The organism is Ignavibacterium sp., assembly GCF_025998815.1.
In the GTDB taxonomy this organism is placed as follows: domain Bacteria; phylum Bacteroidota; class Ignavibacteria; order Ignavibacteriales; family Ignavibacteriaceae; genus Ignavibacterium.
The window spans coordinates 2,102,319-2,121,623 of the sequence record NZ_AP026678.1 but is presented as its reverse complement, the minus strand read 5'-3'; the positions used below and the strand labels follow the sequence as shown (position 1 = coordinate 2,121,623).

The window sequence follows — 19,305 nt, the reverse complement described above, 5'->3', positions numbered from 1 at the left end:
ATAATTCATTAATTACAGAAAAAGCTTCATTGGTTGTTCAAGAGATTCAACAATAAATCTTAAAAACCTTATCGCATCAGCACCATCGATGATTCTATGATCGTAAGACAATGATAAAGGAAGCATTAATCTTGGCTCGAACACGCCGTGTCCATTCCAGACTGGCTCATAAGCACTTCTTGATACACCAAGTATAGCGACTTCGGGAGAGTTTACAATTGGTGTGAAATAAGTGCCGCCAATTCCACCAAGATTGGTTATTGTAAAACAACCTCCCTGTAAATCCTCTAATCCGATTTTCTTTGTGCGGGCTTTTTCAGCCAGAAGATTCATCTCAACTGAAATTTGAGTTAAAGACTTTTTATCAGCATCTTTTATAACAGGAACAATCAATCCGTGTTCGGTATCAACAGCAATTCCAATGTTATAATAATTTTTATAGATGATTTCTTTCTTCTCCATATCAATACTGCTGTTGAACTGCGGGAACTTCTTCAATGCTTCAACGATAACTTTAACAAGAATGCCTGTTACTGTAAGTTTGGTTCCTGATTTCTCAACAATTTTGCTTAATTCTTTCCTTGTCTTTTCAAGATTTGTTATATCGGCTTTATCAAATTGAGTAACATGCGGAATTGTAGCCCATGCATAACTAAGATGTTCGGCTGTTTTCTTTCTGATGTTGCTCATCTCAACTTTTCTGATTTCACCGAACTTTGAAAAATCAGGTAAAGCTTCTGCTTTAATTCCCGGAGTAAATCCGCCTTCAGCTCTCGATTCGTGTAACTTCTTTGAGTAAGCTTTCACATCGTCCATTGTTATTCTGCCGCCCGGACCTGTTCCCGGAACTTTATTAATATCCACACCAATTTCACGAGCCAATCTTCTTACAGAAGGAGCAGCTGGTGCAGCACCTTTAAGAATTGGCGGTTGTTCATCAAGTTCCATTGGATGAAGTGCGGGAAGTTCTCCTCTGACCTCAGTGGTTACCGCCTTTGGAGTTTCTTTTTTCACTTCTTCTGATTTTTCTTCCTGCTTCTGTTCAACTTTGGGTGCTTCGGCAACTTTAACTTCTTGTGCTTCGCTTGTTTCAACTTTAATTATTGTTTGACCTACTTTTGCTTTTTCACCAGCTTTAACAAGAACCTCAACAACTCTTCCACTCACAGTTGATGGTACTTCAATGGTAGCTTTATCGGTTTCGATTTCAACAACTCCCTGATCCTTTTTAATAAAATCACCTTCATTAACAAGCAAATTAACTACATCAGCGCTCTCGATATTCTCACCAAGGTCAGGTAAATGAAACTCAACAATTTCTTTTTTTCCGGATGTTGATGGAGTTGCTGAAGTTTTAGCTTCAGTTTGTTCTTTGGGTTTAACTTCGGTTGGTTTCTCAACTACCATTTCCTCTGATGTGGATTCCGGTTTCTTTTCAGTTACTTCTGATTCTTCTTCAACAATCATTATGATTGAACCAACTTTAATTTTATCACCTGCCTTCACTAACAGTTTGGTAATTTTACCCTCAATGGTTGATGGTACTTCAATGGTTGCTTTGTCGGTTTCAATCTCAACAACTCCCTGATCCTTTTTAATAAAATCACCTTCATTAACTAGAACATTGACAATATCGGCTGATTCAATGTTCTCGCCAAGTTCTGGTAGTTTAAATTCTTTTTGCATCTTTATCCTTTAAATTCTTTTAAAGTTTTAAATAAGACTTATAATTAATAACATCTTTGTGTTTTCTCAGTTTAACTCTGTGAAACCTATAAGATAATAATTACACTGAGTACCACAGAGAACTCACGAAGAAACACTGAGTTAAAGAATGTATCTTTTAATTCCATCCTATAGTTTTAAAACATTAAAGTTAATCAATAATCCGATTTTCTTTTCTGAAAATCTCATATGAGTTAAAACTTGAGCTTTATGAACAGGATTTAAAGCATCAACAGATTTTAATTCAACTATACCTTGTTCTCAATTATTAAATCAGCTCTATACCTACAATCCAGTTTTATCTCTTTATACACAATCGGTATAGGTTCTTGTCTTTCTGCTTTAATCCCTCTATTATTCAATTCATAGTAAAGACATTCTTCATAAGCAGATTCAAGCAATCCTGGTTCAAGCACTTTATGAACTTCAATAGCTGCTCCAATAATCTCTTTTGTAAATTCTTCAAATAACATCTCTGTGGTTCTCAGTGTTTTCTCTGTGCAGCTCTGTGTAACCAAGGCAGCTTAAGAAATCATAGGATTTTTCTTATCAGGATTAATTCCAAGTTCTTTAATTGCTTTATCAAGCACTTTCTCCTGAATTTTTCCTTCTCTGTAAAGAGCCACCAGAGTTGCAAATACAATATGTTTAGCATCTACTTCGAAGAAGTCGCGAAGTGCTGCTCTTGATTCACTTCTGCCAAATCCATCAGTGCCGAGTGAATAAAGATATCCCGGGAACCACTTGGCAATTGAATCTGGAAGCGCTTTAACATAATCTGATGCAGCAACAAAAACCCCTTCTTCTTTTTCAAGAATTTTCTGAATATAATTTTTCTTTGGTTTCTCAAGAGGATGAAGCATATTCCATCTTTCAATATCTAAAGCTTCGCGACGAAGTTCTTTATAACTTGTAACACTCCAAACATCGCAGGCAACACGATAATCATCCTCAAGTATCTGAGCAGCTTTAATTACTTCATTAAGAATTGTTCCGCTTCCAAATAATTGTGCTTTTAGCTTTGAAGATTTTTTATCCGATGAACTGAACTTATACATTCCTTTCAGAATACCTTCCTTAACATCTTTCCCTTTTGGCATTTCAGGCATCGGATAATTTTCATTCATCACAGTTATGTAGTAGAAAATGTTTTCCTGTTCTTCAAACATCCTTCTTATTCCATCACGAATTATTACAGCAAGTTCATAGGCATAAGCTGGATCGTATGCAACAAGATTTGGAACAGGATAAGCAAGTAGATGACTATTGCCATCCTGATGTTGCAATCCTTCGCCTGCAAGAGTTGTTCTTCCTGCAGTTCCACCAATTAAGAATCCTTTTGCACCGATATCGCCTGCAGCCCAAACCAAATCGCCAACTCTTTGCAATCCAAACATTGAATAATAGATGAAGAACGGAATCATATTTATTCCGTGTGTAAGATAAGCAGTACCTGCTGCTATGAATGAAGACATTGAACCTGCTTCAGTAATTCCTTCTTCAAGTATCTGTCCGTCTTTAGCTTCTTTGTAGTAAAGAAGTGAATCAGCATCAACCGGTTCATATAATTGACCTGCGTGAGAATAAATTCCCACCTGTCTGAACAAAGCTTCCATTCCGAATGTTCGGGCTTCATCAGGTACAATAGGAACAATCAGTTTTCCAATTTCTTTATCTTTAAGAAGCTTTGCAAGTATTCTTACAAATACCATTGTTGATGAAACTTCTCTGCCTTCAGTCCCTTTGTAGAATTCTTCAAAGATTGCTTCAGGTGGTGTTTTGATTGGTCGGACATCTGTTCTTCTTGAAGGAACGAATCCGCCAAGCTCAGCTCTTCGGGCTTTAAGATATTTTATTTCGTCACTATCTTCATCGGGTTTGTAGAACGGGTCATTAGCAATTTGCTCATCAGAAATTGGAATACCAAATCTGCTTCTGAACTCTTTCATCTCTTCTTCGTTAAGTTTTTTCTGCTGATGAGTAATGTTTTTGCCTTCGCCTGCTTCACCAAGTCCATAACCTTTAATTGTCTTTGCAAGAATAACAGTTGGTTGTCCGACATGATCAACAGCAGCTTTGAATGCCGCATAAACTTTCTCAGGATCGTGTCCACCTCTTTTCATTTTTCTTAGTTGCTCATCACTCATTTTTTCAACCATCTTCAGCAAGTCAGGATCTTTACCAAAGAAATTCTTTCTGATATACGCACCACCTTCAACAGAATATTTCTGATATTCGCCGTCAACAACTTCACCCATTCTTTTAACAAGTTTTCCGTCTTTATCCATATCAAGTAAAGGATCCCAATCGCTACCCCAGATAACTTTAATAACATTCCATCCGGCACCACGGAAAATTGCTTCAAGTTCCTGAATTATTTTTCCATTTCCACGAACAGGACCATCTAATCTTTGAAGGTTACAGTTGATTACAAAAATCAGGTTATCAAGTTTTTCTCTTGATGCTAATGTAATTGCACCCAGAGCTTCCGGTTCATCGGTTTCACCATCACCAAGGAATGCCCAAACTTTTCCGCCCGGCTTTTTAAGTCCACGGTCTTCAAGATATCTGTTAAATCTTGCCTGATAAATTGCCATAATAGGTCCAAGTCCCATTGATACAGTTGGAAATTCCCAGAAGTTAGGCATAAGCCAAGGATGAGGATACGATGAAAGCCCACCACCAGGTTTTAACTCTCTTCTGAAATTGATCAACTGCTCTTTGGTAATTCTTCCTTCGAGATAAGCTCTTGCATAAATGCCGGGAGAAGCATGTCCCTGGAAATAAATTTGGTCACCATCATATCCATCACCTTTTCCTCTGAAGAAATGATTGAAACCAATTTCAAACAAAGTTGCCACAGAGGCGTAAGTAGAAATGTGTCCGCCAATTCCGTTTTCTTCTTTGTTCGCTTTAACAACCATTGCCATAGCATTCCAACGAATCAAACTTTTAATTCTTCTTTCAATTTCTCTGTCACCCGGGAAAGGTGGTTGTTTTTCTCTGGGAATAGTATTGATATATGGAGTGTTTGCACTGAAAGGAATCTGAACACCTGCTTTATGAGCACGAACCTGTAGTTGTTGCAGTAGTTCAATTACTCTTTCAGGACCTCCGTGTTCTAAAACATAGTCAAGTGAATAAAGCCATTCGCGGGTTTCAATTTCATCAATTTGTGGGTCTCTTTTATACTGATTACTCATAAATCAATCCTTTTTTACGATTTTCTGATTAAACAATTCTATGTTAGAAAAATTCACTTCAATATGATGAAGCGAAGGAAATTTATGCTCAACTTGGTTTGAAAAAATATATCAATCGGCTTTGATTAACAAGAAATGAGCTGTGCGGTGTGACTGAGATTAATTATTATTTCATCGACAAAATTAAAAGTAAAGTCGTCCGGAAATCGATTCCTGGAAATAGTTCCTACTCAGTTTTTCAGAAACCTGTCAAACCATTTTCTTCTCATTTCATCAACTTCCTGACGGTGAGATTTAAGAAAATGATCACCACCTTCAAGCATTACCAATCGGAATGGGAAATTTAATTCGAGAAGTTTGTAGGATAAATCAATTGAATCGTGTGGTAAAACTCTTTCGTCAGCATTGCCGTGAATGATAAGCAGAGGTGTTTGTCGTGAAAGCTTTTCAGGAAAATTAATAATGGACCTTTCTTCACATCTCTTTTTGAATTCCTCATTAGTAAAATTTCCCAAAGAGTATTCATAAAGCCGACGCATAAATTTACTTTCTTCAGCATTGCAACGCAGATTAGCTATACCACCAAGCACAATTGCTGCCTTGAAAATATTTGTTCTGGTAAGAGTCAGGTAAGTCATCATTCCGCCGCGGCTCCAACCTTCAATTCCCCAAACATTTTTATTTGCCTGCGGAATTTCATCTGCAAGCGGAATTAGATTAAGGATATCATTCACATCATCACCACCAAAATCATCGTGACCTTCGCTACCATCATTGCCGCGATACTGAGATGCAAATACACAATAGCCCCAACTTGCTAATTGTCCGAACATTCCTCTTGCGGTGAATTTATCAATTGCGCCGGCATTTCCATAACCGCCTCTGCACCATATAATACAAGGATATGTTTTTGAATTATCATTCGGATAAGCGATATAACCTTTTACTTTTAATCCATCAGAAAGATATGTAATCTTTTCAACTGTAGTTTTATCAAGAACATCAGCGCCCCAACCGCTGATGATCATTTTATTTTGTTGCTCGGGTAAAGAGATCATTTCACGGGATAATATTTGCATAAAACTGATTGCTAAATCTGAGTAATACTTTTTTTATTTTTCACAAACAAATATTCAAAAAAATATATATGGTACAAAAGAACAGTAGAAACTCAAAAAAAAATAAAACGCAAAAGAAGTTTGGCGCAAAGCAGATAGGCATTGTAATCGTTTTAGTTTTAATAGCTGCTTTTTTAATTTTTAACAATTTTATAAAAGACTCAAAGCACGAAATGGAATATTATACATTTACCAAAGAAGGTGAACTTATATTTTCTGATTCACTTGGCAACACAAAAGCTAAAATTGATATTGAAATTGCTGATGATGACTATCAACGCCAACTTGGTTTAATGAACAGAAAAGAGATGACTGAAAATCAGGGAATGCTTTTTATTTTCCTGCGACAGGATTTTCTTTCATTCTGGATGCGTAATACTCTTATTTCTCTTGATATGATTTTTGTAGATGAAAGCAAAACAATAGTTACCATTCATAAAAACACAAGAATACTTTCGGATATAAGTTATCCTTCGTCAAAGCCCGCGAGATATGTTGTGGAAGTTTTAGCCGGATTTACTGATAAACACAATATTCAGGTCGGTGATAAAATTGATTGGATGGAAATGAAACTAAGTCAGTGATAATTTTATCACGAACCATATAATTTATCCTCCACCAATTCACAAATAATGTGTGCAACTGTGATGTGTCCTTCCTGAATTCTCTGTGTGTTGGGTGAAGGAATAACAATCGGAATATCAACCATCGGTTTTAATTTACCGCCGCTTCCACCAAGAAATCCGATTACCTTCATTCCTTTCTGATGAGCCATATCAACTGCTTTGATAACATTCTGAGAATTTCCGCTTGTAGAAATTGCAAGCAGAACATCACCTTTATTTCCAAGCCCTTCAACATTTCTTGCAAAAACATTTTCGAAACCAATATCATTTCCACCTGCAGTAAGATTTGATGTGTCTGTAGTAAGTGCAATTGCAGGTAATGCAGGTCTTTGAATATGATGACTTAATCTTATCATCAACTCAGTTGCAATATGTTGTGAATCAGCAGCACTTCCGCCATTACCGCATAACAATAATTTATTCCCATTCTTAAAACAATCAACAAGCAAATCAACGGCTGAAAGAACTTCATCCATCAGCTGATCTCTCATTTTTAATTTTGTTTCAGCGCTTTCATTTAAAGAATCAGTAAAAAATTTTTTTGCGTCCATAAAAGTCTTTCTTGTTAAAGATTGTGGAGAAAAGTTAATTAAACCAGGATGGAATTTTTAATATGAACTGCATTTGCAAATTCCTTAACTAAATCCCAGTTGTTTTCATCTTCAAAGAAATTTCCGGTTACAATAATCGAAGCACCACATTCAACTTTTTTTCTTGCTGTTGCAGAATCTCTGATTCCACCACCAACAATTACAGGAACAGAACATTGTTCACAGACAGATTTTACCATTTCATCAGGTACAGGTTGCTCTGCACCACTTCCGGCTTCAAGATAAATAAGTTTCATACCAAGATATTCAGAAGCCAAAGCAGTTGCAGCAGCAATTTCAGGTTTGTTGCGTGGAATTGGTAAGCTGCCGCTCATATAAACTGCAGTTGTAGTTGAGCCGGAATCAACCAGAATATAAGCAGTAGATATTGGCTCAATCCCGCTTTTTTTAATTGAAGGAGCAGCAAGAACATGTTTGCCAATCAGATGTTCCGGATTTCTTCCGCTTACAACAGAAAGAAATAAAATTGCATCTGCATTTGGTGAGACTTGTGTAATGCTTCCCGGGAAAATTATCAAAGGAAGTTTTGTGAATAATTTTATTTTGGAAATGAAAGACTCGAAATCACCATTAATCATCAAACTACCGCCAACAAGAAATCCATCCACTCCACTTTTTTCACAATGAATCAGAAATCCCTGAAGTTTTTCTTCGGGAAGTTTATCAGGATCGAGCAGTATTAAATAAGCCGCTCCCTTTTGTTTAATTGTATTTCTAAGATGATTATAAATCTTCATAAAGATTGCATTAGTGCCTGTTCAATATAGAAATTTTGAAGTATAGATAAAAGATTTGAAATAAATATTTGTCACCGATTTTTCTAAAATGGAATCATAAAACCCAGACTTATCGGGAAATAAACCAATCCTTCAGAGGGAATGTGAGACATTTTCCCTTCAATATTGACGCTATAATTCTCATTGATACTGAAGCGAAATCCAAGTCCGAATGAATATTCAAAAAGTGTTTTGCTGTTAGCATATTTAATTCTTGTGAAGTTATCCAACTCATAATAACTGTCTGAATGATGAATAATTCCTGCTTCAGTGCTGATAAAGGTGTTTATGAATTTATAACGACTTGAAAATAGTCTTACACCCAACAAAACTCCGTAGGATTTCAGATTATCACCATTTGTTATAACCGGAATTGAATAACCAACAACAGCGGGGATTATAAATGAGAAACTTTTGGTGTCAAAACTTCGTGATTGATAAAGTATTCTTCCGGTTAAATCTACTGTTTCTGATAATGGATGTGTTATGGCAACAGAGCCTTGAAAACCATCTTTGATGTGTGCGAAAATATTTTCACTATTCAGAGTGTGAATGTATCCGGCACTAAATTCAAGTTTGGTTTGTGAAAGAGAATTTTCAAAAGTGAAGAAAATTAAGCAGAGATTAAGAAGCGCAAAAAACTTTTTCATAACTGCTCCTATAATCATTTTTGAGCTAAATAAAATATGCCTGCAATTGTTTTTGCATCATTTATCTCACCGGATAAAATTTTCTTTTTGATTTCATCCAAAGAAAATTCAAGCAGTTCCATGCCTTGCTCACCTTCCTCACGATTATGGTTGCCGGCAATCAATCCTGTCGCTTTGTATATATGAAGAATTTCAGTACAATATCCGGGCGCTGTATAAATTGCACCAAGCTTTTCGAAATGTTTGGCTTTGTAACCTGTTTCTTCTTCAAGTTCTCTTGTTGCACACTTTAAAGGGTCTTCATTTTTATCAAGCTTTCCGGCAGGAAGTTCAATTAAAGTTTTTTGTAGCGGATAACGAAACTGTTTTACTAAAATAATTTTTCCATCATCTTTTATTGGAATTACAACTGCTCCGCCAGGATGAACAGCAACTTCTCTTATCCCAATATTTCCGCTGTCGTATTGAATTTCATCAACCTGATGATCAAAAACTTTTCCGTGATACTTTATTTCAGATTTTAAAAGTTTGTAATTCATTAAGCTCTGTAGTTTTTATCATAATATGGAATCAGTTCGTGACCGAGAAATTTTAGCAGTGCAGTAATTACGCCGAGATCATCCAGATAACCAATTAAAGGAGCTATATCCGGAATTGTGTCAATTGGTGAAATGAAATAAATCAATCCCATCACAACAATTGCTTTACGATGCCAGCTTACTAAAGGGTCACGCATATAATTGAACAGCGCTATAATATCTTTAGCAAAAGAAATTTTCTTACCAACCCTTTCAAGCTTCGTCCAAAGATTTTCTTCAACATAAGTTGCTTTTTCTTTATAATCTTCTTCAATTTGTTTTTCGCTTTTGCCTCCGATATTGAAGGCACCAAGATCATTTAAGTCTTCGAATATTTCATCATCGGGTGATACGATTTGAATATCTCTCTCTTTCATTTTTTACCTCCATTATTTCAAATGAGTTTTAAACCATTCAAAAACAGTTTCCCACCATAGTTTTGAATTAAGTGGTTTTGCAACAAAGTGAGTTTCGTCAGGGAAATATAAAAATTTACTTTCAACACCAAGTCGCTGCAGAGAAGTGAATAACTGAAATGCCTGCTCTTCTGGAACACGAAAATCTTTTGCACCGTGTACAACCAAGACCGGAGTTTTGCAATTATGAATGTATCTGTGCGGAGACCATTTCTCATAAACTTCTCTTTTTTCCCACGGAGTTCCACCATATTCCCATTCAGGAAACCAAAGTTCTTCGGTTGTTCCATACATACTTTCGAGATTAAAAACTCCTGCGTGCGAAACCAAAGCATTGAATCTGTCTGTATGACCAGCAATCCAATTAATCATATAACCACCATAAGAAGCACCCGCAGCAAAAGTATTTTTTGAATCAATGAATGAAAAGTTTTTAACAGCGTAATCGTAAGAGTTCATCAAATCTGTATAGACTTTTCCGCCCCAGTCGCCGGAAATCTCATCTGTGAATTTTTGTCCGTATCCTGTTGAGCCGCGTGGATTAGGAGCAACTACTACATAACCTTGTGAAGCGAACATTTGATAATTCCATCTGAAATGAAAATTATCTTCCCACGCACCTTGCGGACCACCGTGAATTAAAAATACCATCGGATATTTTTTTGCAGGATCAAAAAACGGTGGCTTAACTAAAATTGATTGAACTTTATCACCATTTGCACCTTCACACCAGAATGTTTCAACTGAATTCATTTCGATTTGAGAAAGTAGATTTTCATTTACCTTTGTTATTTGTCGCAAAGTATTTTTTCCATCGGTGCTGAGAGAATAAATCTCTGATGGCATAGTTGCTCTTTGCTTAAGGAAAAATAAAGTCTTTCCATCATTTGATAATTTTATGGATGTATTGAAGTTGTCCTTATGAAATAGAGTTATTTCACCTTCTTCAACATCAAGCTTGTAGATAGAACTGTTTATTTCATTCTGCGCAGTAAAGTAAATTGTTTTTGAATCCGGTGACCAGATGAATTCTTCCACCGAGCGATCCAAATTTTCTGTAAGATTTTTCATCTTTCCCGTGCTTCGTTCAAAGAGAATTATATCTTTTTTGTCAGCTTCAAATCCGGCTCTTTTCATTGATGTCCAGGCAAGCCATTTCCCGTTCAGTGAATAAACAGGTTGACAATCAACTCCTTTGCTATCGGAAATAAGTTTAGGAGTGCCTGGAGCTGTAAGACTTAAAAGAAAAATTTCTAGGTTTGTACTTGTTGCTTTGCTGAACTCAGGATTAAGTGTGAAAGCAATTTCAGTCCCGTCAGGAGAAAAGTTGTAATCATTTGACGAGCCCAAAGCAAGTGGCGGAACATCTTCAGTGTTGCCTTCGGTTAAATCCTTAAAGTCTCCGGAAGCAACATCAAGTATAAAAAGATGACTTCTTTTATCTCCACGCCAATCATTCCAATGTCTGTACATAAGTTGAGTAAAAATCTGAGCTTTAACTTTACTCTGTTCTTTAGCTTTGTCTTTTTGTTCATTACAGTCCTGTGTAATACAATCAGGATAAACTGATGAAACAAATAAAATCTTTTTACCATCAGCAGACCATTCAAATCCGGAAGCTTCTGAGTAAATTTTTGTAAGTTGCTTTTCATTCGAACCATCTAAATTACATAGCCAGATTTGGCCATCTCTTGTGAAGGCAATTGATTTTCCGTCAGGTGAAAATTTTGGTTCACTTTCATTCTTATCAGAATTTTTCAGTGCTCTTAAATTTTTTCCATCAATATCAATAAGATAAATATCGGAGTTGCCTTTATTAGTGTCGAAACTGTACGATGTCAGAGCAAAAGCCAAAGTTTTTCCATCCGGAGAAACATCATAACTGCCAATTCTTTTCATCGCCCATAAATCGTCGATTGTAATTGCTCTTTTTGATTGCGGGAAAATTGTTATTGAAATGAATATTATCAGAAAAATTAACGAGAGAAATTTTTTCATTTGTGCCTCTGAAGTATGTTGAAATTGCTCTTCAAAAATAGTCTTTGGAATGCCTAATGACAAAGTAATAAATCAGTTTTCAGTTTGTTGTTCATTCAAAAAAACAGATAGAGTAATTTTATTAACTTTACGGAGATAAATTTTATGAATAAGAACCAAAACATATTTCTTCCCGGTGGTTTCAAGCAATTCAGAATTCTGAAATCAAAAATTCATTTAAGTGATAAAACTGTTTTAGTTATCGGTTCAAACAGTGAATTGATTGCAGAAAAAATGATTGATTCCGGTGCGGCTTCAGTTACAGTTATTGTAAATGACTATGAATCATTAATCAACTCACGATTAAATCTTCCAAAGGACTCAAAAGTTTCTGTTAAGATGATGGATTATGAAAACACAGATTTTAATGATGAATCATTTGATTTGATCTATGCTCAGGCGTCAATCTCTCTGACAAACAGAAACAAAATTGTCAAAGAGATTAAAAGAATTTTGAAAAATGAATCGGTACTGTGTGTAAGTGAAATTACAGCTTTGGCCAAACAATATCCTCAATTTGTAAAAGACATTTTCGAATCATCTGATATCTTACCCCTGTATCACGATGAGTGTGCAAAATATTATGAAGAGAGAAACTTCCTTGTCCTATATCAGGAAGATTTATCATCTTCATTGAAAAATTATTATGAGAATGCTGCAAATCAGTTGAAGCAAGCGATTGAAACACTAACAGATAAAGAAAAAAGTTATTACAAAAAACTGCTGAATAAAATCAGTCACGAATCCAATGCATATCTTAAACTCGGAGCTGATAAGTTTATTGGATTGAAGATGATGATATTAAAGAAAACTCAAAACGAAAAATGAAGATTAAAAAAGGCGATATAGCAGAATTTAAAATTGAAAAATATGCATTCGAAGGAAAGGGAATTGCAAAAGTTTCAAAGAATGATTTACTCGGAATAAATGACTCCGATGGTTTTGAAAAAAATTATGTTGTATTTGTGCATTGTTCTTATCCCGGAGATGTAGTTAAAGCAAGATTAACAAAGATTAAAAAATCCTATGCTGAGGCGATTACAACAGAAATCATTTCTGCTTCGCCAGATAGAGTGAAAGCAAAATGCAAATACTTTGGTGTTTGTGGTGGCTGTAAGCAGCAAGACCTTTCATATCAAAAGCAGATTGAGTATAAGCAGAAACAAGTAGAAGAAATATTTTATAAACTTGGTGGATTTAACAATTTCGAAATTGAAAATATTCTCCCTTCGGATGACATTTATTTCTATCGCAATAAGATGGAATTTTCATTCAGTGATAAACGCTGGTTAACTAAACAGGAAATTTCGTCTGCCGATAAATTTCAAAAAGATTTTGCACTCGGACTTCACATTCCAAAGATTTATGATAAAGTTCTCGATATAAACGAATGCTTTCTTCAGTCCGAATTGAGTAATTCAATATTAAATTTTACCAGAAAATTTTTTATTGAAAAAAATGTTTCTGTCTATTCCACAAAAACTCACACTGGATTTTTACGGAACCTTGTGATTCGACAATCCTATCACACAAAAGATTTAATGGTGAATTTAGTAACATCAGATGAAGATGATGAACTTCTTAAAGAATATGTTGAACAACTCGTTAAAAATTTTCCGGCAATCACAACAATTGTAAATAATATCAGCAAAAAATTATCTGCAGTTGCAGTTGGTGATTATGAGAAAGTTTATTTCGGAAGCGGGTTCATATACGATAAAATAGGAAATTACACTTTCAGGATAAGCGCAAATTCGTTCTTTCAAACAAATACCAGACAAGCTGAAAAACTTTATCAAACAGCTTTGGATTATGCTGAATTAAAAGGCGATGAAATTGTTTATGATTTGTATTCAGGTGCAGGAACAATTGCAATTTATATTTCACAAAAAGCAAGAGAAGTTTTTGCATTTGAATCTGTTCAATCCGCAGTTGAAGATGCTAAGGTGAATGCAGAACTGAACAGTGTTTCCAATGTAGAATTCATCACAACAGACCTTTACAAATCATTTTTACCAATTATTCATAAAAAAAATTTTCCGGTTCCTGAAGTAATGATAATTGATCCACCACGAAGTGGAATGCATCAGAATACAGTTGAAGATGTAATTCAACTTTCTCCTAAAAAGAATAGTTTATGTGAGTTGTAATCCAACAACACAGGTTAGAGATATTAAAATGTTTGTGGAAGCTGGTTATAATTTACTTAAGATCAGACCTGTGGATATGTTTCCTCAAACATATCACATCGAGAATGTTGCCTTACTTTCGAAATAAAATTGTTACTAAAGAGATTCACTAAACTTTCGGATTGAAATTATTCAGAAACCAATCGTAGGTTTTATTAATTCCTTCTTCAAGTTCGGTTTTGTATTGCCAGCCAAGAGAATTTATCCGACTTACATCCATTAACTTTCTCGGTGTTCCGTCAGGTTTGGATGTATCGTGCTCAATTCTACCATTGTAACCAACAATCTTTGCAATCAATGACGCCAGCTCTGCAATAGAAATATCTTTTCCGCTTCCAACATTCAAATGAGTGATACCAAGATTATATAATTCTAAAGCTTCGACATTTTCCATCATAAAAAGTATAGCTTCGGCAAGGTCATCAACGAATAAAAATTCACGGAGAGGTTTTCCGGTTCCCCAGATTGTTACAGAAGGCGCGTTCTGAATTTTCGCTTCGTGAAATTTCCTGATTAGTGCGGGCAGAACATGAGAAGTTTGTAAATCAAAATTGTCATTTGGTCCGTATAAATTTGTTGGCATTGCAGATATAAAATTACATCCATACTGTCTGAAATAATTTTCGCATAATTTAATTCCTGCAATCTTCGCAATCGCATAGGGTTCGTTTGTATATTCAAGATATCCGGAGAGAAGATATTCTTCTTTCAATGGTTGTGGTGCAAGCTTTGGATAAATGCAAGAACTTCCAAGAAAAATTAATTTTTCTGCTTTGTTCAGATAGGAAGCATGAATAAGATTAGCTTCAATCATCAGATTATCATAAATAAATTCAGCACGATAAGTATTGTTTGCCAGAATTCCACCAACTTTTGCTGCAGCAACGATTACAACATCAGGTTTTTGCTCATTGAAAAATTTTTCAACATCGGATTGTCTTCTCAAATCAAGTTCACTGAAGGACTTTGTAATAAGATTTTTATATCCATTCTTTTGCAGAGCTCTCATTATAGCTGAGCCAACCATTCCATTGTGTCCGGCAACATAAATTTTTTTGTTTTTATACTTGCTCATTATTTCAAATCCCATAATAAATTGAAAAGTAAAATTCATTCAGATTTGAATCACGATAACTCAAATCTTCCTGTTGTTCTGATAATTTCATCAATTGAAAATTAAATTTTGCAAAAAGTTCATGATAAATTTCATATTTAATAAATCCACCGAAGTAAGTGTAATTCTTTCTGAGTCCGAAAAGAAATGGTGGCTGAGGTTGCGTTTGATATTGAAGATAAGCATTCCCTTTTTCGCCTTTGCGAATATATTGAGCCCAAATGGTTGCCTGCAATCCTCTTAAAAATCTGTAATTTATTGAACCATAAACCAGGTCGCCATTGCTACCCATCCAATGTCCAAGATTATATGATGCATTCTGATATGTTGTTGTTTGAATATAATGCTCGTAAACAAACGGATAAATTCTTGTGTACTCAAGTGTCAGAGTAAGAGTTATCGAAAGGCAAATCAGTAACAGAAGTTCCAAACGAAAAACCAAATTGATTTCGTTGCTTTTCTTTATCAAAGATGTTTGTAATTGTAAGCTCATCAATAAACAAACTTCCATAAAGATGTGTGTTCTTCAAATGATTTCTTGAACTTACAGAAAAGAAAAATTGCGAGTTACTGCCGGCTTCATTTATCTGGCGACTTAAATGATGATCATTCACACGGAAGAAAATCAATGGAAATAAGTAAGAGAATTCGAACTTATCTGAATAAACAATTGATTCACCGAGTGAAAGAGTTAAGCCGTTAGTTGGTTTAATTGAAAGAGTGTGTGAAGCAATATACTTTTCGCGAAAAACAATTCTTTCTCCATTAGTCTGATGAAAATATGTTGCGTTGCTATCAACTACATCAGAAGAAAGAAAGCCGTGAAAATAATTGAAGCTAAACCAATCAACAGGATTAACATCAAGTCTGATGAAGGGAAAGGAAGGCGCTTTTTGTGATAAAACAAGTAAACCGCTTTCACCATAGCCCCATTCCATAAAATCTTTACCGGCTGAAAATTTTCCCCACAACCAATCAACTCCAATGTTTGTGTTGACCTCACTGTATTCAATTTTATCTGGTGGAAATCCGAATATTGTTTGATCATTTCTTACATGAAATCCGGTTTCAGGAGTGAAAGTTCTCCATTTATCAATTGTGTTTCCTTTTTCTGTATTGTCAATAAATCTGAAGTTAAATCCGATGTTATCTGAGAGATATCCATAAAACGAAATTCCATTCCAGATGTGAATTAATCTTTCATTATCTCTTGAGCCAATCTCAGCTCCGATGATTGGTGAAAGATTAAAACTAAAAAGATTATCACGATAAGAGAATAAACGATATCTGCCGTAGGAATCTTTACTGATGCTTGAAATTTTTTCTTTGTCAACCTTAGTATTGCTTAACAAATCAAGTTCTCTTCCGAAATCGGTCAAATAAAAATTTAATTCATCAACTTCAAGTGAAGTTAATTTATTTGTGTCTTGTTTCAGTAAGGATAATTTTTCTGCAATATATTTTCTGCTCAATGGTCTTATCTGATCATCAAGCTCAATTATTCCTTTCTGACTAAGCCGGCTTAAAAAAGAATAGACATCACTTCCTAAAGGTTCGTAAACAACCTGTGAGAAAGTAACTGAATAAAATGATAAGATGAAAAAAACTTTTATTAAAAGATTCTTCATTTAGTTTTCATCAAAAAATTTTTTTATAGTCGAAACAACATATTGTAATTGATCGTCAGTCAACTCGGGATAAATGGGAAGAGCAATTGATGTATTTGCTGAGAATTCAGAAACAGGGAAGTCACCTTTCTTATAACCAAGATCAGCAAAACATTCCTGTAAGTGGAAAGGAACCGGATAATAAATTTCAGTTCCGATTTCATGCTTGGTCATAAATTCTCTTAAAGCATCGCGTTTCTCAACACGAATTTTGTATTGATTGTAGATATGATAATTTCTGACACCGGAATTTTCATAGACTGCTTTTGGAAGCAACACTTTATTCCTGCTGTCGAATTTTGTTCTGCCTGGTTCTTCTGCAAGCCCTGCTTCAATAAAAAGTTGATTATATCTTTTTGCATTCTGCTGTCTTTTCTCTGACCAAGATTGCAGATGTGGAAGTTTAACTCTGAGAACTGCTGCCTGAAGAGCATCTAATCTGAAATTTCCACCAATCACTTTGTGATAATATTTTGGTTCGCCACCGTGAACTCTTTTAATTCTGATTATCTCAGATAGCTTATCATCGTTAGTTACAATTAAACCACCATCACCATAACCACCAAGATTTTTACTTGGGAAAAACGAAAAGCATCCAATATGTCCGATGGTTCCAACAAATCTTCCGTCTTTATATTGAGTGCCAATTGCTTGTGCGGCATCTTCTATCACATAAAGATTATGAGCGTTGGCTATTTTCATTATCTCATCCATTTCAGCGCTTTGACCAAAAAGGTGAACAGGAATGACAGCTTTTGTTTTTGGTGTTATCTTGCTTTCAAAGTCTTTGGGATCAATATTAAAAGTGACAGGATCGTTTTCAACAAAAACAGGTGTAGCAAATAATCTTGAAACAACTCCTGCAGTTGCAAAGAATGAGTAAGTAGGAACAATGACTTCATCACCGGGTTTGATGTCTAATGCCATAAGAGCAAGTAAAAGTGCATCTGTTCCGGATGAAACTCCCCAGGCATGCTTTACATTCAGATAATTCTGAAATTCTTTTTCCATTTCAGAAAGTTCCGGACCCATAATAAAGTATTGTGATTCAGCAACTCGTATTATTGCTTCATCAAGCTCTTTTTTGAGGGATTGGTATTGTGGCTTTAAATCAAGAAGTGGTACTCGCATAAAATTTCCTTTTCGAATTTATTTTGAATAAAAAAAATCTTTTTCAATTTCATTAAAAAATTTTGCAGCTAAATCTTTTTCAGAAACAATTGGATTATCAATTAGCCAATTAATCGCTAAGTGAGTGTCATCAAATCTAATTGCTCGTTCATGATCCTTGCTGTAGTATTGAGTACACTTGTAGTAGAAAATTGCTTCATCGGAAAGGACTGAAAATCCGTGAGCAAAACCTGGAGGAATCCAGAGTTGTGTGTGATCATCTTCCGATAAAATTGCCGAATAATATTTCCCGAAGGTTGGTGAGCCGAATCTGATATCAACTGCCACATCAAGTACTTTTCCGTAAATAACCTGACAAAGTTTTCCTTGTGCCATCTCGCCAATCTGATAGTGTAATCCTCTTATTGTTCCTTTTCTGGATTTTGAGATGTTGTCCTGCACGAAATTATAATCTATTCCATGCTCACGAAATTTTGATAAGCGAAATGATTCCAGAAAATAGCCGCGTGAATCTCCAAACACTTTTGGTTTAATTACAAGAAGTCCGTCAATAGGTGTTTTAATTATTTCCATTAAGACTCTTTCAGAATTTTTTCAAGATAATTTCGGTAGAGGGATTTGGGAATTGAATCAACAAGTTTTTCAAATTGCTGTTTATTAATAAAACCTTTATTGAAAGCAATCTCTTCGATGCAGGCAACTTTTAATCCCTGACGGTCTTCAATTACACCAAAAAAGTTTGATGCCTGAAGTAATGCTTCAGGAGTTCCTGTATCCAGCCAGGCAATTCCTCTTCCAATCTTTTCAACATACAACTGACCTCTTTCAAGGTATGTTCTGTTCACATCAGTAATTTCAAGTTCTCCGCGAGCGGATGGTTTAAGATTTTTTGAAATCTCAACAACCTGATTGTCATATATATAAAGTCCGGGTACTGCATAATTCGATTTAGGATTCAATGGTTTTTCTTCAATCGAAATGGCTTTACCATTTTTATCAAATTCCACTATGCCGTATCTCTGTGGATCTGTTACCTGATAACCGAAAATTGTAGCACCGGTTTCTTTTTTAAGCGCTCTGTAGAAAAAGCTGAGATCACCGTAAAAAATATTGTCGCCAAGAATCAAAGTAACATTATCATTACCAATAAATTCTTCTCCCAGGATAAAAGCTTCAGCAATTCCGTTTGGTGCGTCCTGAACCTTATATGAAATATTTAGTCCTAAGTGATTTCCATTGTCAAATAGTTGCTGATAAAGCGGAATAGTTTCTTTGTTTGAAATTATCAAAATGTCTTTAATTCCTCCCAACATCAGAATAGAAAGTGGATAGTAAATAAGAGGTTTGTCATAAATAAGTGCAAGCTGTTTGCTATAAACTTTTGTGATTGGATAAAGTCTTGAACCGGAACCTCCGGCAAGTATAATTCCTTTATTTGTTTTTTTCATAGAGAATTTTCAGTTG

19 protein-coding genes and 1 pseudogene are annotated in these 19,305 nt (G+C 35.1%); 4 read left to right on the top strand and 16 right to left on the bottom strand.

The genetic code is table 11. The features are described 5' to 3' along the window. Positions 1-12: 12 nt before the first annotated feature. The 4 genes and pseudogenes from Q0X14_RS09205 to Q0X14_RS09190 all read right to left on the bottom strand — a co-directional run bounded on the left by Q0X14_RS09205 (position 13) and on the right by Q0X14_RS09190 (position 6,007). On the bottom strand, positions 13-1,686 hold the full coding sequence (locus Q0X14_RS09205) for a dihydrolipoyllysine-residue acetyltransferase (RefSeq protein WP_297837379.1): 1,674 nt from the start codon (positions 1,684-1,686) through the stop codon (positions 13-15). 168 nt (positions 1,687-1,854) lie between these two features. Next, a pseudogene (locus tag Q0X14_RS09200) lies at positions 1,855-2,198 on the bottom strand (GxxExxY protein). A gap of 51 nt (positions 2,199-2,249) precedes the next feature. After that, the gene (gene aceE, locus Q0X14_RS09195; RefSeq protein WP_297837378.1) at positions 2,250-4,928 is read right to left on the bottom strand and encodes a pyruvate dehydrogenase (acetyl-transferring), homodimeric type; all 2,679 of its coding nucleotides are present in this window, start codon (positions 4,926-4,928) and stop codon (positions 2,250-2,252) included. Between the two features lie 230 nt (positions 4,929-5,158). Further along, positions 5,159-6,007, bottom strand: coding sequence for a prolyl oligopeptidase family serine peptidase (locus tag Q0X14_RS09190; RefSeq protein WP_297837376.1), 849 nt, complete (start codon positions 6,005-6,007; stop codon positions 5,159-5,161). 68 nt (positions 6,008-6,075) lie between these two features. On the opposite strand from Q0X14_RS09190, the gene Q0X14_RS09185 reads away from it, so the two are divergent. Beyond that, on the top strand, positions 6,076-6,630 hold the full coding sequence (locus Q0X14_RS09185; RefSeq protein ID WP_297837374.1) for a DUF192 domain-containing protein: 555 nt from the start codon (positions 6,076-6,078) through the stop codon (positions 6,628-6,630). Between the two features lie 8 nt (positions 6,631-6,638). Here the strand turns inward: Q0X14_RS09185 and Q0X14_RS09180 are convergent, their stop codons facing one another. From Q0X14_RS09180 to Q0X14_RS09155, 6 genes are all read right to left on the bottom strand, one after another. Beyond that, positions 6,639-7,223, bottom strand: coding sequence for a D-sedoheptulose 7-phosphate isomerase (locus tag Q0X14_RS09180; RefSeq protein ID WP_297837372.1), 585 nt, complete (start codon positions 7,221-7,223; stop codon positions 6,639-6,641). A 38-nt stretch (positions 7,224-7,261) separates the two neighbouring features. Further along, positions 7,262-8,020, bottom strand: coding sequence for a geranylgeranylglyceryl/heptaprenylglyceryl phosphate synthase (locus Q0X14_RS09175; protein WP_297837370.1), 759 nt, complete (start codon positions 8,018-8,020; stop codon positions 7,262-7,264). 83 nt (positions 8,021-8,103) lie between these two features. Further along, the gene (locus Q0X14_RS09170; protein WP_297837368.1) at positions 8,104-8,709 is read right to left on the bottom strand and encodes a hypothetical protein; all 606 of its coding nucleotides are present in this window, start codon (positions 8,707-8,709) and stop codon (positions 8,104-8,106) included. Between the two features lie 14 nt (positions 8,710-8,723). After that, the gene (locus tag Q0X14_RS09165; protein ID WP_297837365.1) at positions 8,724-9,248 is read right to left on the bottom strand and encodes an NUDIX hydrolase; all 525 of its coding nucleotides are present in this window, start codon (positions 9,246-9,248) and stop codon (positions 8,724-8,726) included. After that, on the bottom strand, positions 9,248-9,664 hold the full coding sequence (locus Q0X14_RS09160) for a YkvA family protein (RefSeq protein ID WP_297837364.1): 417 nt from the start codon (positions 9,662-9,664) through the stop codon (positions 9,248-9,250). Before Q0X14_RS09160 ends, Q0X14_RS09165 begins: the two co-directional genes overlap by 1 nt. Before the next feature lie 12 nt (positions 9,665-9,676). Next, on the bottom strand, positions 9,677-11,701 hold the full coding sequence (locus tag Q0X14_RS09155) for a S9 family peptidase (protein ID WP_297837362.1): 2,025 nt from the start codon (positions 11,699-11,701) through the stop codon (positions 9,677-9,679). Between the two features lie 144 nt (positions 11,702-11,845). Here Q0X14_RS09155 and Q0X14_RS09150 point away from each other — a divergent pair, with 144 nt between their 5' ends. Genes Q0X14_RS09150 through Q0X14_RS09140 form a run of 3 tightly spaced genes read left to right on the top strand, consistent with a single transcriptional unit; the run spans position 11,846 to position 14,017 of the window. Continuing rightward, positions 11,846-12,568 carry a methyltransferase domain-containing protein gene (locus Q0X14_RS09150; protein WP_297837360.1) on the top strand — a complete coding sequence of 241 codons (723 nt, stop codon included), beginning with the start codon at positions 11,846-11,848 and terminating at the stop codon, positions 12,566-12,568. Beyond that, complete coding sequence (gene rlmD / locus Q0X14_RS09145) at positions 12,565-13,890, top strand: 23S rRNA (uracil(1939)-C(5))-methyltransferase RlmD (RefSeq protein ID WP_297837351.1); 1,326 nt, start codon at positions 12,565-12,567, stop codon at positions 13,888-13,890. Before Q0X14_RS09150 ends, rlmD begins: the two co-directional genes overlap by 4 nt. Continuing rightward, the gene (locus Q0X14_RS09140; RefSeq protein ID WP_297837348.1) at positions 13,880-14,017 is read left to right on the top strand and encodes a hypothetical protein; all 138 of its coding nucleotides are present in this window, start codon (positions 13,880-13,882) and stop codon (positions 14,015-14,017) included. The genes rlmD and Q0X14_RS09140 overlap by 11 nt, the downstream gene beginning before the upstream one ends. A 21-nt stretch (positions 14,018-14,038) precedes the next feature. Here the strand turns inward: Q0X14_RS09140 and Q0X14_RS09135 are convergent, their stop codons facing one another. Genes Q0X14_RS09135 through rfbA form a run of 6 tightly spaced genes read right to left on the bottom strand, consistent with a single transcriptional unit; the run spans position 14,039 to position 19,289 of the window. Further along, positions 14,039-15,004 carry a GDP-L-fucose synthase gene (locus Q0X14_RS09135; protein ID WP_297837345.1) on the bottom strand — a complete coding sequence of 322 codons (966 nt, stop codon included), beginning with the start codon at positions 15,002-15,004 and terminating at the stop codon, positions 14,039-14,041. A 4-nt stretch (positions 15,005-15,008) separates the two neighbouring features. Then, positions 15,009-15,473 (bottom strand): hypothetical protein, encoded by a 465-nt coding sequence (locus Q0X14_RS09130; RefSeq protein WP_297837342.1) that lies wholly within the window; start codon positions 15,471-15,473, stop codon positions 15,009-15,011. Beyond that, on the bottom strand, positions 15,421-16,671 hold the full coding sequence (locus tag Q0X14_RS09125) for a hypothetical protein (protein ID WP_297837340.1): 1,251 nt from the start codon (positions 16,669-16,671) through the stop codon (positions 15,421-15,423). Before Q0X14_RS09125 ends, Q0X14_RS09130 begins: the two co-directional genes overlap by 53 nt. Next, a complete protein-coding gene (locus Q0X14_RS09120; protein WP_297837337.1) occupies positions 16,672-17,841 on the bottom strand; it encodes a DegT/DnrJ/EryC1/StrS family aminotransferase in 1,170 nt (389 codons plus the stop codon). It abuts the gene before it with no gap. Positions 17,842-17,859: 18 nt separating this feature from the next. Continuing rightward, positions 17,860-18,414 (bottom strand): dTDP-4-dehydrorhamnose 3,5-epimerase, encoded by a 555-nt coding sequence (gene rfbC / locus Q0X14_RS09115; protein ID WP_297837334.1) that lies wholly within the window; start codon positions 18,412-18,414, stop codon positions 17,860-17,862. Next, complete coding sequence (rfbA, locus tag Q0X14_RS09110) at positions 18,414-19,289, bottom strand: glucose-1-phosphate thymidylyltransferase RfbA (protein WP_297837331.1); 876 nt, start codon at positions 19,287-19,289, stop codon at positions 18,414-18,416. Before rfbA ends, rfbC begins: the two co-directional genes overlap by 1 nt. Positions 19,290-19,305 lie beyond the last annotated feature (16 nt).